The 15,564-nt window shown below is 60.2% G+C and carries 13 protein-coding genes; 12 read left to right on the top strand and 1 reads right to left on the bottom strand.

The features are described 5' to 3' along the window. Nucleotides 1–15: 15 nt before the first annotated feature. From ACTIE1_RS03185 to ACTIE1_RS03150, 8 genes are all read left to right on the top strand, one after another. A complete protein-coding gene (locus ACTIE1_RS03185; RefSeq protein ID WP_439561640.1) occupies nucleotides 16–786 on the top strand; it encodes an ABC transporter ATP-binding protein in 771 nt (256 codons plus the stop codon). After that, nucleotides 786–1,493 (top strand): ABC transporter ATP-binding protein, encoded by a 708-nt coding sequence (locus tag ACTIE1_RS03180; RefSeq protein ID WP_439561639.1) that lies wholly within the window; start codon nucleotides 786–788, stop codon nucleotides 1,491–1,493. The genes ACTIE1_RS03185 and ACTIE1_RS03180 overlap by 1 nt, the downstream gene beginning before the upstream one ends. Next, nucleotides 1,483–2,685: a Tm-1-like ATP-binding domain-containing protein gene (locus tag ACTIE1_RS03175; protein WP_439561638.1), complete on the top strand. Its 1,203-nt coding sequence runs from the start codon at nucleotides 1,483–1,485 to the stop codon at nucleotides 2,683–2,685. Before ACTIE1_RS03180 ends, ACTIE1_RS03175 begins: the two co-directional genes overlap by 11 nt. Then, entirely contained in the window at nucleotides 2,682–3,527 is an 846-nt protein-coding gene (locus tag ACTIE1_RS03170; RefSeq protein ID WP_439561637.1) for a phosphoenolpyruvate hydrolase family protein, read from the top strand. Before ACTIE1_RS03175 ends, ACTIE1_RS03170 begins: the two co-directional genes overlap by 4 nt. Before the next feature lie 10 nt (nucleotides 3,528–3,537). Next, entirely contained in the window at nucleotides 3,538–4,473 is a 936-nt protein-coding gene (locus ACTIE1_RS03165; RefSeq protein WP_439561636.1) for an SRPBCC family protein, read from the top strand. A gap of 68 nt (nucleotides 4,474–4,541) precedes the next feature. Then, entirely contained in the window at nucleotides 4,542–5,549 is a 1,008-nt protein-coding gene (locus ACTIE1_RS03160) for an LLM class flavin-dependent oxidoreductase (protein ID WP_439563254.1), read from the top strand. Nucleotides 5,550–5,655: 106 nt separating this feature from the next. Beyond that, nucleotides 5,656–6,960 carry a glycosyltransferase family 4 protein gene (locus ACTIE1_RS03155; RefSeq protein WP_439561882.1) on the top strand — a complete coding sequence of 435 codons (1,305 nt, stop codon included), beginning with the start codon at nucleotides 5,656–5,658 and terminating at the stop codon, nucleotides 6,958–6,960. 184 nt (nucleotides 6,961–7,144) lie between these two features. Next, a complete protein-coding gene (locus tag ACTIE1_RS03150; RefSeq protein ID WP_439561634.1) occupies nucleotides 7,145–8,449 on the top strand; it encodes a UDP-glucose dehydrogenase family protein in 1,305 nt (434 codons plus the stop codon). A 1-nt stretch (nucleotide 8,450) separates the two neighbouring features. Here the strand turns inward: ACTIE1_RS03150 and ACTIE1_RS03145 are convergent, their stop codons facing one another. Beyond that, nucleotides 8,451–8,816, bottom strand: coding sequence for a hypothetical protein (locus ACTIE1_RS03145; RefSeq protein ID WP_439563253.1), 366 nt, complete (start codon nucleotides 8,814–8,816; stop codon nucleotides 8,451–8,453). Between the two features lie 75 nt (nucleotides 8,817–8,891). Between ACTIE1_RS03145 and ACTIE1_RS03140 the strand changes: the two genes are divergently transcribed. From ACTIE1_RS03140 to ACTIE1_RS03125, 4 genes are all read left to right on the top strand, one after another. Continuing rightward, nucleotides 8,892–9,893, top strand: coding sequence for an SDR family NAD(P)-dependent oxidoreductase (locus ACTIE1_RS03140; protein ID WP_439561632.1), 1,002 nt, complete (start codon nucleotides 8,892–8,894; stop codon nucleotides 9,891–9,893). A 160-nt stretch (nucleotides 9,894–10,053) separates the two neighbouring features. After that, the gene (locus ACTIE1_RS03135; RefSeq protein WP_439561631.1) at nucleotides 10,054–10,737 is read left to right on the top strand and encodes a hypothetical protein; all 684 of its coding nucleotides are present in this window, start codon (nucleotides 10,054–10,056) and stop codon (nucleotides 10,735–10,737) included. A gap of 8 nt (nucleotides 10,738–10,745) precedes the next feature. After that, on the top strand, nucleotides 10,746–11,843 hold the full coding sequence (locus ACTIE1_RS03130; RefSeq protein WP_439561630.1) for a hypothetical protein: 1,098 nt from the start codon (nucleotides 10,746–10,748) through the stop codon (nucleotides 11,841–11,843). Then, nucleotides 11,824–15,258: an Ig-like domain-containing protein gene (locus tag ACTIE1_RS03125; protein ID WP_439561629.1), complete on the top strand. Its 3,435-nt coding sequence runs from the start codon at nucleotides 11,824–11,826 to the stop codon at nucleotides 15,256–15,258. The genes ACTIE1_RS03130 and ACTIE1_RS03125 overlap by 20 nt, the downstream gene beginning before the upstream one ends. Nucleotides 15,259–15,564 lie beyond the last annotated feature (306 nt).

The raw sequence follows: 15,564 nt of genomic DNA, 5'->3' as shown, positions 1-15,564 counted from the left end.
AACACAGGACATATGATGACGCCGTCACATTCACCAGAACCTGATCTGCCCGCCCTGAAGCTGGCCGGTGTTGGCCGCCGGTTCGGCGCGTTGCACGCAGTAAGCAATGTGACCCTGACCATTCAGGCGGGCGAACGCAGGGCAATCCTTGGTCCGAACGGGGCCGGAAAGACAACCTTGTTCAACACAATCTGCGGTGATTTTCCGCCAACTTCTGGCACGATCACCTATTTCGGTTCCGACATCTCGCAGCTTAAACCCTATCGTCGGGCACGCATGGGGATCGGGCGCACTTACCAAAGCTCTACGTTGTTCAACGGGCTTTCTGTGCGTGAAAACCTGTATCTTGCTGTGCGGGCCGCCAAATCCGGCAGGTTTTCCCTGATCAAGGCAGGGCCGGGGCATGCGGATCTTGTGCGCGTGCAGGCATTGGCCGAACAGGTGCGGGTGGACCACATTCTGGACACGCGCATTGATGAAGTGTCACATGGCCAGCGCAGGCAGGTGGAAATCGGCATGGCGCTGGCCTGTGTTCCCAGATTGCTGATGCTGGATGAACCTGCCGCTGGCCTGTCCGCTGCCGAGCGGCCCGAACTGGTCAAGCTTATGGCCGACCTGCCGCGCGATCTGACTTTGGTGTTGATCGAGCATGACATGGATGTGGCGCTGGCAAATTCCGAGAAGGTCACAGTCATGAAAGACGGAGAGATTGTCGTGGATTCAACGCCCGACAAGGTTGCTGATGATCCGGTTGTTCAGGCGATCTATCTGGGGGAAGGGCATTGATGGCGGGCCAACTGGATATACACGACCTGTATGTGCGCTTCGGAAGGGCCACGATCCTGCAGGGCATCAACCTGAGTGTTGCTGATAAACCGTTATCGGTGGTCGGGCGCAACGGAATGGGCAAGACGACCATGTGCTCTGCCCTTATGGGAATGGTGCCCGCAACCGGCAGCGCATTGCTTGACGGGCAGGAAATCATTGGCCTTGGCACGGGCCGTGTTGCGCGAAAAGGTATTGCCCTTGTTCCGCAAGGGCGGCGCATGTTTCCGTCGCTGTCGGTGCATGAACACCTGCTGCTGGTTGCCCAGCGTGGCAACCCGCCCTGGACCATCGAGCGTGTCTATGACACGTTTCCGCGACTTGCCGAACGGCGCCGGAATGGCGGCAACCAGCTTTCGGGCGGCGAGCAACAGATGCTTGCCATTTCCCGCGCCCTGTTGATGAACCCGCGCCTTGTGATCATGGACGAGCCGTCCGAAGGACTTGCGCCGGTGATTGTCGATCATCTGATCGAAGTGTTGCAGACCATCGCCGCCGAAGGCATGGGGCTGCTGCTTATTGAACAAAACCTGCGCGTGGCGACATCCGTGTCCGAGAATGTCTCGATCATGGTGACGGGCCGGATTGCGGCAACGGTCGGTTCTGCGGAACTGGCCAGCGACCGCGACATGCAAAACCGGTATCTGGGGGTCAGCCATGGGCATTAGGCGCGTCTATGTCATCGGGACTTGCGACACCAAACAGGCCGAACTGGCTTTTGCCTGTGACAGGATCTGGGCTGCTGGCGCTGCGGCCGTGCTGGTCGATGTCAGCACACGCGGCCTATCCGGGGCCGCGGATGTGTCCGCCGCTGAAATTGCCGCATGTCACCCCGATGGCGCGGATGCCGTGCTTGGGTCTGATGATCGCGGGCTGGCCGTCACGCGTATGGCCGAAGCGCTGACGCATTGGCTGCTGTCGCGCGACGATATCGGCGCCGTCCTGGGCTTGGGCGGGTCCGGCAATACGGCCTTGGTCACGCAGGCCATGCGGGCGCTGCCTGTGGGCGTGCCCAAGCTGATGGTCTCGACCGTGGCATCGGGGCAGGTTGCGCAATATGTGGGGGCCACTGATCTGGGCATGGTGCATTCCGTGACCGATGTGGCGGGCCTGAACGCAATCAGCCGCCGCGTGATCGGCAACGCCGCCCATGCCGCCGCCGGCATGGCGCAAAACACAATCCCTGACGCTGCGGGGGATTTGCCCGGCGTGGGCGTGACAATGTTTGGCGTCACCACAACCTGCGTCGACCATCTGCGCAAGGAACTTGCGGGCAGGCTGGACCCCTATGTGTTTCATGCCACCGGAACAGGTGGCGCGTCGATGGAGAAACTGGCGGAATCAGGGTTTGTTGCGGGGCTGCTGGATGTCACCGCGACGGAAATTGCCGACCATGTTGTGGGCGGCGTCATGCCGTGTTCATCTGATCGCTATGGCGTTGTTGCGCGCACGGGTCTTCCATGGGTCGGGTCGGTGGGCGCTGTCGATATGGTTAATTTCGCAGGCCGTGAAACAGTGCCGGACCGCTTCGCCGGACGTCAGTTGCTGGTGCATAACCCGCAGATTACGCTGATGCGCACCACGCCTGCGGAAAATGTGCAGATCGCGCGCTTTCTGACCGAACGCCTGAACCGCTGCGACGGGCCGGTCACGTTGTTTCTGCCGCTGGGCGGGGTTTCAGCGGTGGACGCGCCGGGCATGCCCTTTCATGACCCCGCAGCCGATGACGCGCTGTTCACCACAATCCGCGACACATTCAAATCCGGCGCGAACCGCCGTTTGATCGAACTGCCCCAGCATATCAACGATCCGGCCTTTGCCGCTGCAATGGCCGCTGAATTATTCAGGATACTCCCATGACCCAGACCAAGAACGACCACCGCGACCGCCGCGCGCTGATGCGCAAGTTTCAGGATATGGCCAAGCGGCGCATTCCGATTATTGGTGGTGGGGCGGGCACGGGGCTGTCGGCCAAAAGTGAAGAAAGCGGCGGGATCGACCTGATCGTGATCTATAATTCGGGGCGCTACCGCATGGCAGGGCGCGGGTCGCTGGCGGGGTTGCTGGCTTATGGCAATGCCAATGAAATCGTGCTGGACATGGCGCGCGAGGTGCTGCCGGTGGTGCATGAAACGCCGGTTCTTGCGGGGGTGAACGGCACTGACCCGTTTGTGATGATGGACCAGCATCTGGACCGGCTGAAGGCGCTGGGCTTTGCCGGTGTCCAGAATTTCCCCACAGTCGGGCTGATTGATGGGGTGTTCCGGCAAAATCTGGAAGAAACCGGCATGAGTTATTCGCTGGAAGTCGACATGATCCGTATGGCCCATGACCGCGACCTGCTGACCACGCCCTATGTGTTTTCCGCAGATGAAGCTGTGGCCATGGCCAATGCGGGCGCCGATATTCTGGTGATGCATATGGGCCTGACATCGGGCGGGACCATCGGCGCGGAAACCGTGCGCACGCTGGATGATTGCGTGCGCGATATCGACCAATGGGCGGAAGCCGCGCTGCGCGTGCGGTCTGATATTCTGATTATCTGCCATGGCGGTCCGATTGCCACGCCGCAGGATGCAGCATACGTTTTGCAGCAAACCAGACTGTGCCACGGGTTCTACGGGGCCAGTTCCATGGAACGGCTGCCGACAGAATCCGCGTTATGCGACACCACCCGCGCGTTCAAGGCGCTTACCTTCTAAGGAGAAGATCATGGCCCACGCCCTTGCAACAACCATAATCGATGCGCCGGTCGAGAGTGTCTGGGCCGTCGCGCGTGATTTCAACGGGTTGCCACGCTGGAACCCCGGCGTGCGCGACAGCGTGATCGAGGACGGGCGCGACGCCGACACTGTTGGCTGCATCCGTGCCTTTCATCTGGCTGATGGCAGTTTCGTGCGCGAACGGCTGCTGGAACTGGACGACAGCCGCTACCGGATGCGCTATAACTTTGAAACGCCTGCCTTTCCTGTGGCGCAGTATCTGGCCACTTTGGAACTGATACCCGTCACCAATGGCGACCGGACATTCCTGCGCTGGCACGCGAGCTTTGACGAGGATGCGAAAGATAGCGGGATATACAGCGCGCTTATCTCAAGGGATGTATTCGCCGCAGGGCTGAAGGCGTTGGCGGAATTCATTGCGCGCGAACCGGCACCCGCCACGGGGGAAGTGCGCTGGCAGGGGCTGCGCCCCGCCAAGGTCTTCACCTCCAGCGTGATCCGTGCGCCACTGCCTTTGGTTTGGGACAGGATGCGCGATTTTGCGGGTATGAAGCACTGGCACGAAGATATCCCGCAGATGGACATGATTGACAATGTGCGGTCCGACAAGGTGTCGGGCGTACGGGATTTCATATTCGGTGACGGGCAGCTGCACGAACAGCTTACGTTTCTGTCCGATCAGGACCACGCGTTTCGCTACCGGATTTTGAAAAGTCCCATGCCGTGGATGAACTACCACGCCGGTGCACAGCTATATCCGCTGACCGACCGCGACCATACCTTCGCCGTGTGGACTGCGGACTGGACGGCAAGCCCGCAAGATGATCTGGCGCTGATACCGAATGTGCATGATAACGTGTTCCAGAAGGCCTTTGATACGTTGGACAGTCAGTTAGCGGGCAATGGTGCCGGTCACGGCCAATAGGGTGATTTACGATGATGCACTTGGCAGCATCGCGCGGGATGCTTAGCTGTCCCTGAACGGAGGCTGCCATGCAAAATTTTTCACTTCTTGATCTGTCACCCGTCCCCGAAGGCCAAACCGCCGCAGATGCGCTGGCGGGCAGCGTTGATCTGGCGCGCGCCGCCGAAGGGGCCGGGTATCACCGGTTCTGGCTGGCCGAGCATCATAACATGCCCGGTATTGCCAGTGCCGCAACGGCTGTGGTGATCGGGCATGTGGCGGCTGCGACACGCCGCATGCGGATCGGCGCAGGCGGCATCATGCTGCCAAACCACGCGCCGCTTGTCATTGCCGAACAGTTCGGGACGCTGGCCACACTTTACCCCGACCGGATCGATCTGGGTCTGGGGCGCGCGCCGGGCACGGATATGGCCACCGCGCGCGCCCTGCGCCGCCACATGGCCCCCGACGACAGCTTTCCGCAGGATGTGCAGGAACTGATCGGCTATTTCAGCGACGGCGTGGATGCGGCCCCTGTGCGTGCCATCCCCGGAACAGGAACGCATGTTCCGGTCTGGATACTGGGGTCCAGCCTGTATGGCGCGCAGTTGGCGGCCTATCTGGGTCTGCCCTATGCCTTTGCATCGCATTTCGCGCCCGATATGCTGGAACAGGCGCTGACGGTTTATCGCAGCACATTTCAGCCATCAGCGCATCTGGACCGCCCCTATGTGATGATGGCCGCAGGTGTTTGTGTCGCGGATACCGATTCCGAGGCCGCTTATTTGCGATCGTCGCAACTGCTTGCATTCGCGCGGCTGCGGACCGGGCGGCCGGGTAAATTGCCATACCCGACCCATGATATTGGCACAGAGGTTCCGCCCGCTGTTCTGGCACAGGTGCGCCACGCCCTGTCATGTTCCGCCACAGGGTCCGCAAAATCGGTGCAAAACCAGTTGCGCGACATCATTGACACCTTTCAGCCCGATGAACTGATGGTCACCGGCATGATTCACGACCAGACTGCGCGGGTGCGGTCATTCCAGATGGCCGCAGATATCCTGACCGACCTGCGCGCTGCACCTGTCGCGGCCTGATGTTTTTGCGCGCAGCCTTCCCTTCGGCTGGGCACGCAAACAGGGTGCGGCATTGGGCATTTGATGAATGCCCCCGCCTCGACACAAGGTCGGGTTTCGACTACTGATGCTGTATGTAACGGGTATTCGGAGGGGGCGGGTGCAATCCAAGCCGCGTGTTTTGGTTCTGGCAGAGGCCGCAAATCCCGAATGGGTCAGTGTTCCCCTTGTCGGCTGGTCGCTGGCGCAGGCCCTGCGCGAGGTGGCAGATGTGCATCTTGTCACGCAAGTGCGCAATCGTGACGCGATCTTGCGGGCTGGCCTTGTGGAAGGGCAGGATTTCACGGTCATCGACAGCGAAGCGCTGGAACGGCCGGTTTTTGCCATAGGCAACGCATTGCGGCTGGGATGGACGTCCAGAATGGCATTGGGTGCGCTGTCCTATCCTTATTTTGAGCGACTTGTCTGGCGCCGTTTCGGGGCGGAAATACGGGCAGGTGCATTTGACATTGTGCACCGGATTACACCGCTTTCCCCCACAATTGTCAGCCCCATCGCCGCAAAATGTGCTGCATCGGGCGTGCCCTTCGTGCTGGGGCCGCTGAACGGTGGCGTGCCTTGGCCGCGCGCGTTTGACGCCGCACGCCGCAAGGAAAAGGAATGGCTGTCATATGTGCGCGATGCCTATAAAATAGCACCGGGGCGGCGGCGCATGTTGAACGCCTGTTCGGCAATACTTGCGGGGTCGCACCACACCGCGAGTGAATTCCCCGCCGATATGCAGGGCAAGGTCGTCTGGATGCCAGAGAACGCGATCCACCCTGACCGCTTCGGCACTGCGCCACAGCGCGATCCGGCGGCCCCGTTGCGGGCGTGTTTCGTAGGCAGGCTTGTGCCCTATAAGGGGCCGGACATGCTGCTGGACGCGGCGGCCCCGCTGCTGGCGCAGGGGCGGTTGGTCCTTGATATTGTGGGCGACGGTCCGATGATGGCGCAGTTGCGTGCGCAGGCGACCGCGCTGGGCGTGGAGCGTGCTGTCACTTTCCATGGCTGGGTCGCGCATAAGGATGTCGCGGGCATCCTTGGCCGTGCGCATATTCTGGCCTTTCCGTCGATACGGGAATTTGGCGGCGGCGTTGTGCTGGAAGCCATGGCGCTTGGGACTGTGCCGCTGGTTGTTGATTATGGCGGTCCGGGTGAGTTGGTGACCGAAGATACCGGCCACAAGATCCCGATTGCACCGCGTCCACAACTCGTGGGTGCATTGCGCGACCGGCTTGAGGGAATAGCGGCCGCCCCCGAAAGCCTTGAGGCGCTATCTGATGCGGGACGTGCGCGTGCATTGAACGATTTCACATGGTCAGCGAAAGCCGTCGCGATTGCATCGATTTATCAGCGGCTTCGGGACAAAGCGGATCGGCGCGCAAGCTGAGGGTTTAAGGGCCTGATCATGGAGGTGCCACAAGTATACCGGCACTGGTTCTGACCATGCCCAAGGCAACAGAGGACACTTTCTGAATTCGGGCCGATCGATTATGCCGTGTGTTCCCGTGCCTTACACGATATTAAGGCCGATATGAACGCCCGTGTGTATCAAACAGGATGGTTTCTGAACAATGAAGATAGCGATGATTGGCACAGGATATGTCGGGCTTGTTTCCGGTGTGTGTTTTTCGGATTTCGGGCATGATGTCGTTTGCGTCGACAAGATGGACGCGAAGATCGCGCAGTTGGAACGCGGCGAGGTGCCGATTTACGAGCCGGGCCTTGATGCGGTGATGGCGCGCAATGTCGCTGCCGGTCGGCTGACATTCTCTACCGATCTGGCTGCGGCGGTTGACGGGGCGGATGCGGTGTTCATAGCTGTCGGCACGCCCACGCGGCGCGGTGACGGGCATGCCGATCTGACCTATGTGATGGAAGCCGCGTCGGAAATAGCGCGGGCACTGACCGGCTATACTGTTGTCGTGACGAAATCCACAGTGCCTGTGGGCACCAACCGAAAGGTCGATGCGGCCATACGGGCGGCAAATCCGCAGGCGGAATTTGACGTGGCATCGAATCCGGAATTCCTGCGTGAAGGGGCGGCAATCGATGATTTCATGAAGCCTGACCGTGTGGTCGTGGGCATTGAGAGCGACCGCGCGAAGGGGGTCATGGGCGACATTTACCGGCCGCTGTTTTTGCGCGATTTCCCGATTGTCTATACCGATCTGGAATCCGCTGAAATGATCAAATACGCGGCAAATGCGTTTCTGGCGACCAAGATCAGCTTCATCAACGAGATTGCAGCGCTGTGCGAACGCGTGGGCGCGGATGTCAAATCGGTGGCCAAGGGCATTGGGCTGGACGGGCGGATTGGCAACAAGTTCCTGCATGCGGGGCCGGGCTATGGCGGGTCGTGCTTTCCCAAGGATACCAGCGCGCTGGCGCGGATCGGGCAGGAACATGGCGCGCCGCAGCGTATCACCGAGACTGTCATAACGGTGAATGAGATGACCAAGCGGCGGATGATCGACAAGGTGCTGGATTTGTGCGGTGGGTCGGTCAATGGCAAGACGGTTGCAGTGCTGGGCGTCACCTTCAAGCCGGGAACCGACGATATGCGCGATGCGCCGTCCCTGACTGTTGTTCCTGCGCTGGTGGGCGGTGGCGCCCGCGTGCGCGTGGTGGACCCGCATGGCAAACGAGAAGGCGAGGCGCTGCTGCCCGGGGTGCATTGGGAAACGGACCCCTATGCTGCAGCCGACGGGGCGGATTGCTTGTTGATCCTGACCGAATGGAATGAATTCCGCGCGCTGGACCTGAAGCGCCTTGCCGCCGCAATGGCCACGCCGAACCTTGCCGATTTGCGCAATATTTACGACAAGGCGGACGCAACTGCCGCCGGCTTTTCGGGCTATGTCGGGGTCGGGCGCTAGCTTATGGGGCAAGGACTGGAACGGCAGCCAGATAGATCATGCAAAAGGCGGACATTGCGCCAAGGGTGGTGTTGCCTATCTGATGGTCTTCCAGATCAAGGATCAGAAAGTTCCACACGATTTCCTTCAAGGCAACAAGCGCGGACAGGAACAGAAGTGCGGCCAATCCTGTCTGAATTGTCGGCATGAACAACATGACGGTCAAAAGCGCGGCCCCCCCGCCGGGCCAGTATTCGGAACGACCTCCGCGAACGGACGGTCGGGCATTGAGTGTCGGCATGGACAGATCGGGCATTGCGTCCTCGGTCAAGTGGAACTGCGCGCGGGAGTCGTGGAACATGTTGCGCAACAGGATGAATAACCGCATCTGGTTGCGGTTTGGTAAACCACCAGCGCGCTTGCCGCAGTGTGCGAATTTCCGTCCAAACACAGGGTTACCCACATGAGAGCGTTTATCACCGGAACGGCGGGCTTCATCGGGTTCCATCTGGCCGAACTGCTGTTGCAGGAAGGGTGGGATGTCGCGGGTTATGACGGTATGACCGATTATTACGATGTGGCCCTGAAACAGCGTCGCCATGACATGTTGGGCCAGCATGCACGGTTTACAGCGACCGAGGCGCTGCTGGAAGATGCGGGTGCGGTGTCGCAGGCGGTTGCTGCGGCACGCCCCGATGTCATCATACATCTGGCGGCGCAGGCAGGGGTGCGGTATTCGATCGATAATCCCCGCGCATATGTTGAGGCCAATATTATCGGCACCTTCAACTTGATGGAAGCTGCGCTTGCGGTGAAACCCGCGCATTTGCTGATGGCCTCGACCAGTTCCGTCTATGGCGCGAACACGGATATGCCCTACGCCGAGCACCATAAGGCCGACACCCAGATGTCCTTTTATGCGGCGACCAAAAAAGCGAATGAAGCGATGGCACATTCATGGGCGCATATTCACAACCTTCCTATTACAATGTTCCGGTTCTTTACGGTGTATGGGCCATGGGGGCGGCCCGATATGGCATTGTTCAAGTTCACCAAGGCGATCCTGGCAGGAGAGGCGATTGACGTCTATAATCACGGGCAGATGTGGCGGGACTTCACCTATATCGATGATTTGGTGCGTGGCATCCGGTTGCTGATGGATGTTGTTCCGGGCCGTGGCGCGCAGGTCGCGGATGACAGCCTGTCGCCGGTGGCCCCTTGGCGGGTCGTGAATATCGGCAACTCCACCAAGGTACGACTGGAGGAATTCATCGACGCAATCGAGGCGGCGACCGGAAAGCCCGCCATCCGCAATTACATGGACATGCAACAAGGTGATGTGCCAGCGACATGGGCGGATGCAACATTGCTGCACAACCTGACCGGATACGCACCGCAAACAGATATGCGAGAAGGTGTTGCGCGGTTCGTGGCGTGGTATCGTGCACATTATGACAATGCCTGATCTGACTGCCGCACCGTAACCATTGCTTTGTGTCATGCCCCTGCGCACTTTCGCGCGGATTGAGTTCTTGTTCCCCCCTCTGTTTGAACGGTGTGTGCCACTTTGGCTGGCTGTAAGCACGCTGGGACGTGGTTTGCATGATCCAAAAAGGGCGGACACCATGAAGCATGCAGGAACAGTTTCACGACGATGCCGCATCCTGCCCCGTTTTGCGGGTGCGGCGTTGGTGGTCGCCGCGGGGGCCGCACCCGTTTTGGGGCAAGGCGGTCCGACGCAGACACTTGGCCAGATTACGGGCCAGATCGCGGACGCGCGTGGCACAATGACGGCCGAGTGGCGCGTGATCGCGCGCGGCGATCATAGTGAACGGGACATGATGGGGGCTTCGGTCGTGCTGGACAGCGATGATTGGGGCACAGGTGCCACGATCCGTTTGAATGCGCTTCCATCCGCGGCACCCGCACCGGCGGGGCGGCTGCGCGGGAACGGTTTCCTGCAGATTGATATGTTGTTTGATCTGCCGCCCGACGCCACGATTGCCGATCTTGCCAGTGCCGAGGTCGCGGATGCACAGCTTGTATTTGTCGAAGTCTGGCCCAGCACTGCAACGGTGCCCGCGTTGCAATACTCCACGATGTTCAATCCGGTTGACGTTGACATCACGGCGCTGAATGTCACCGATGGCGGGCTTGATATCGAAGGCAGTGCCACCGGACAGGCCTGCCTGTTCGTCTATCATGCGGATGATCAGGGGCATTGGGAACCATTCGAAGCCCGCGTCATGGGGGAACCCGTCTGCCCCCGAATTACGGTTCAGTTTGCATCCTTCGTTCCCGAAATATGAGGTCCTTTATGCGCGACATATCACTGGCCTGCGCCATGACGCTTGCATTCGGCGCGGCTTTGGTCCTGCCCGTTACCGCACAGGCCCAGACGGGCCAGATTGCCGGCAATATTGATGGCGTGCCGTTCGATCATCCACTTGGAACGCCCGAGCCGGAGGAGCAGGGCTTCTTCGTCCGGCATTATTCAGGGCGCGGGTTCACCGAGCTGGAGATGGACCTGATCGCCATCGGCGAAGGGACATCGGGGCTGGAGGGGGTTATGATTGGCCTGTCATTTGACAGTGATGGCGATCTGGACCTGTCAGAATTCACCGCCGATATGTTGTTCGAGGCGGAGTTCGTCCTGATCGAGGACTGGCCGGATGGCCAGATGGACCCTTCCAGCATTTGGTTGGCGGATATGGACAGCGCCGAGGAGTTCGATGTCGTGCTTGCGCTGGACGATGACAGCCAGACCGTGCGCGGACAGTTCGCCAGCAGCCGGTTCTGCCTGCATCAGGTTGATGATCTGGACTACGTTCCGGTTCTGGAAGGTGGCGATATGGTCTGCAAGGCGGCTGTGCTGGATTTCGCGGCTGCCAGCGATGGGGCCGACACATCTGCCCCGACAGGTGGCCCGGTCGAGGTCGAGGTGCTGGGCCGCATGGCGGGCACAGTCGGCACAGATGCGTTTGAGTGGCTGACCATCACGCGTAGCGGCGGGCAGGGCACGGCAAGTTTTGCGCAGGCGCAGGATGGCACCCTACGTCTGCGGGTTCAGGGTCATTCGCCCGAGTCCGAGAATTTCCTGTATCAGGATGTGATGTCGATCAATATCTGGGCGCATGGCGACATTCCCGAGAATACGCCCCTGCCCGCCGAGGTCATGTTCGCGCTTGAGGGGACAAGCGGCCTGCCGCGTGTATTCTACACCAGCGACGAAGGCGCAGGAGAGGCGCTGGCGGTCATACGCAGCATTACACTGGAAGACGCCCGCCCAGAAATAGAACTTGAGGTGTCGGGCACGCTGTGCCGCGTCGAAGGCTTCACCCCGATTGACGGGGATTGCCGGATGTTCAATGTCACAGGCCAGTCGGAATTGCTTGATGATGGCGATCCGTTCTGACAGCGTCGCGCGTGCCGCGATGCAGGTTCTGTTTGGCGTCATGCTGGCCATCACCGGCATGGCAGCCCCTGCCAGCGCGCAGGACCGCGAGCGTTTTGAATTTGACCAGCCCGCACCAACACCGCAACGTGCGCGCAGCCGTGGGAACGGTCCGGTTCCCGTTGTGTGGCGTCTTGAGTCTGACGGCAGCTGGACAACCCGACTGGAGGGAGAGGGGCGCGCCCATATCATTGGCAACAGTATCGACGCGTTTCTTGAAGTTCCCGGCGAAGATGGGCCGGTCATTTTCAAGACACTTGGCGGCCCCCCCGAAGACGAGGTTTCGCATATACGGTTTTCGCAGCTAGGCCTGCCCATGACCGCGCCGACAGCGCTTGCCTCTCACGGGTTGAATTACCTGACACCGCAGGGGCGGTCTGTGTACTCGTTGGGGACCGATGGTGGCCTGCTGATGAATGAAGACGGGTTCGCCCGTATTGACCGGACCGGCGGGGAACTGGCGATAACATTGCGCACAAGCGCGGTCAGTTGCCTGCAGGCATCAGAACCGCCGTGGCAGGCCATCGCGCCATGTGACCAGTCCGTTTTATTGTCCGCGCGCCCTGTCGGGCGGGCCAATGTGCGACTGTGCATTGTCGCGCGTGAACGCTGGGATAATGACCCCTTCGCCTGCGAACCGCCGTTTCGCGTTGACGCCGTCCGCCCCGACCCGGACCGGGAGAATGTGAATTTCGAACAACCCGGGCTGACGGTTACTTTCAGTGAACCAGTGTTATTGCCGACCCTGACGCGGGCGTTTTCCCTTTATACCTATGCCCCCGATGGTGCCGCGCTTGCGATTGATGGCGCCTGGGACCGGGACGGGGCGTCGCGCTATCGTTTCACACCGAATGAACCGCTGTATTCCGGCACTATGTATCGCGCCCGCATTGAGAGCGGCGGAACCGGCGTGCTGACACCAGACGGGGCCATGCTGGAGGAGGATTACAGCTGGTCCTTCACGACCATGCTGGACCTGACCGCCCAAGCCCCGGAGGATGAGACGGCGGTGCGTTTGCACATGTTTCAGGTTGTGCGCGATGCGGCACTGACACGGAACAAACCAACATTGACGCGCGCCTATGTCACCTGGCAGCCGCATGAGGATGTTGCGGCGGACATGCAGCCTGACAGTTTTATGATGCAGCTGGACTATTCCGAGCATCACCCCCGCATCGTAGGGCAGTTCGGGCGCGCGCCGCGCGGCAAGCGTTTGCGCGTCTGGAGGCATGACGATGATGAGGTTTTTTCTGATGAGGATCGCCGCCATGCGCGCCATACGATCAACGCGTTTGGTTGGCGGCCGGGGCCGGATTCAGGCATCATGCAGTTGCGTGTTGAACCCGCCAACCCCTATCCCGACCCGCTGGAGCAAGCGCGATACAATGCCGAACACCCCTATCAGGTATGGGACGTAGACCCTGGCCAGTTATCGATTGTTTACGCTGTTTTGCGCATTGGGGACTGGCTTGACGGTATTCCCGATGACAAGCGCATTCTTATGCTGAACACGATCAACATGGCCGGCACCTATGTTCCGCAATATCTGCCGCATCGCGGGGTCAGGACAAAATACATCCGGCATAGTCTGAGTTATGCGCATTTCCTTGAGGCCCTGTTGCGCGATCCTGCAATGCTGGCGGCATATGGCGGGGCGCTGGCCATGCGTGAAATCGGGCGTTTTGACGCCGCTGTGGAACATGCTGTTCGGCAACGGCTTGCCGATGGTGCGGAGTCTGCCACCCCCGGCCGATGGGAGGTGTTCCGGACATACCAGCGTGGTGATGCGCCGGAGCACGCCTCGGAATCGATACCCAACACTGTTCTGGCAGCGGCGTTCGCGCGCTGGGTCCAGCAGCAACTGGGGGAACAACTGGGTCCGGATGATATGCTTGCCATCATTGCCCCCCCCGGATTTCTGGGAGAGGCGACTTTGGGCCGCGCACTTTCGGCGGCGGAAAGGACGCTATTCAAGGGGGTTTTCAACAATTACCGTGCGCGGGCTGTCATGATGTTCATGGATGCGACCCATAGCGCTGATGAACTTGCGGCTGGGCTGGTGCATGAATTTGGCCATGCCTTCGGGTTGCCGCATCTGCCGGGTGATTCCAGTCAGGTGGGCGCGGCCAGTGACTTCAAGGCGAATATAGAAGCGTATCGTATTGCACCTTCAGGGGTGGATGGCTGGAATAAATCGGCGACCGAAGGAAACGCGCAGGATGAAGATACGCTTGTCACGCTGATGTGGCCAAGTGTGTTGCCATCTGCGGCCAGTTCCATGCATATGGCGGAATACCGCACTGTGCAGGCCGATATCTGGCAAGGTATGCGGCCGGGTATGCGTGATCTTCTGGATGCCAGCCTGCCGCGCGCGACCCGTTGGGCCGAAAGCCCCAATGAAATGGCCACTGATGCACGCAATCCGCCCGCCCGAAGTCTGGCGGTCAGCGGTTGGATGGCACCTGATGACGGCCCCATGCTGCTGAATCCTGTCCGCTTGCGCAACGCGCCGCCCGTGCAGTCGGAAACCGGCAGGTTTGCTGCGGTTTTGCTGGATGATGCCGGTCGTATCCTGTCCGAAGCGCGGTTTGATCCCGTTGCACTGCGTGGGCAGCCGCAAAATCCGGCGATGCGGCGACTGATGCATCTGGATAATCCGATGAACCCGCTGACATGGGCGGATTTCGCATTCAGCCTGCCCGTCGACCCTGATGCGGCCAGCATAGAAATACATGACGGCCCGGACGTGATTGCCGCGTTCGCGCCGCAAACCGATGGCCTGTTGGAGCTGGATGTGACACTTGCCCCGTCGGGCACCTTGGAATGGCAGGTTCGCGGGGCCGCCACCAGCAGTGTTGACATTGCCTATAGTCCGACAGGTGCCGCCCCGTGGACGCCGGTGCACCTGCAACAAACCCGATCGCCGGTCCGGATTGATTTGGCCGCATTGCCTGACGGTCCTGCACCAAGATTGCGCGTCAGCGCAACAGACGGGTTGCGGTTCGTCGACCAGGATATTGACCTGCAACGCCAGCCCCTGCATTGGGCGGAACCTGATTTGCCTGATGCATCTGAATTTGCACTTGGTGCCCCGATCACATTGTTTCTGCCCGCTGATATTGATGCCGCGCATCTGGCCAATCATCTGTCGATCACTGACGTCACAGGGCAGGCATTGGAAACTGATCTTGTCGTGAATGCGGCAACGCTTTCAGCCGGATTGTTCCTGACTGGTGACATGCCGCATGCTGGCCCGCTGACACTTGTGGCAGACCACGGCTTGCGAAGCCGCAACGGCACGCCCGTTCCCGCAATGCGCTGGGATCTGCCATATCCGGAACCGGCCGGCCAAGGCCCGACGTCGGGATTGCCATAAGGCGATAGCCGCACATTGCCTGTGACAATGCGGTTTGCTGGAACCGAAACAGGATTGAGCGGTTCTTCCTGATACGCCTTGATTTTGAGATATGTTATGCACGGATTGATCCATGCCTTATTGGCCTTCAGGTTTTGCCAATGTCATTTGCCGTTGCAGATTGGCCTGACCGCCGCGTTTGTCTGGATCTCAGGCGAGATCGCATTTGATGGCGGGGCTGGTGTCTTCTTGGCGGCAGGTCTGCTGATTTGGGCGGGTGCAGCAATCAGCAATGAACAGCCTGACCGCTGGCAGCCGGTTCTGTTC

The organism is Roseinatronobacter sp. (assembly GCF_051859525.1).
Lineage (GTDB): Bacteria > Pseudomonadota > Alphaproteobacteria > Rhodobacterales > Rhodobacteraceae > Roseinatronobacter.
This window is presented reverse-complemented; position numbering and strand designations above follow the sequence as displayed.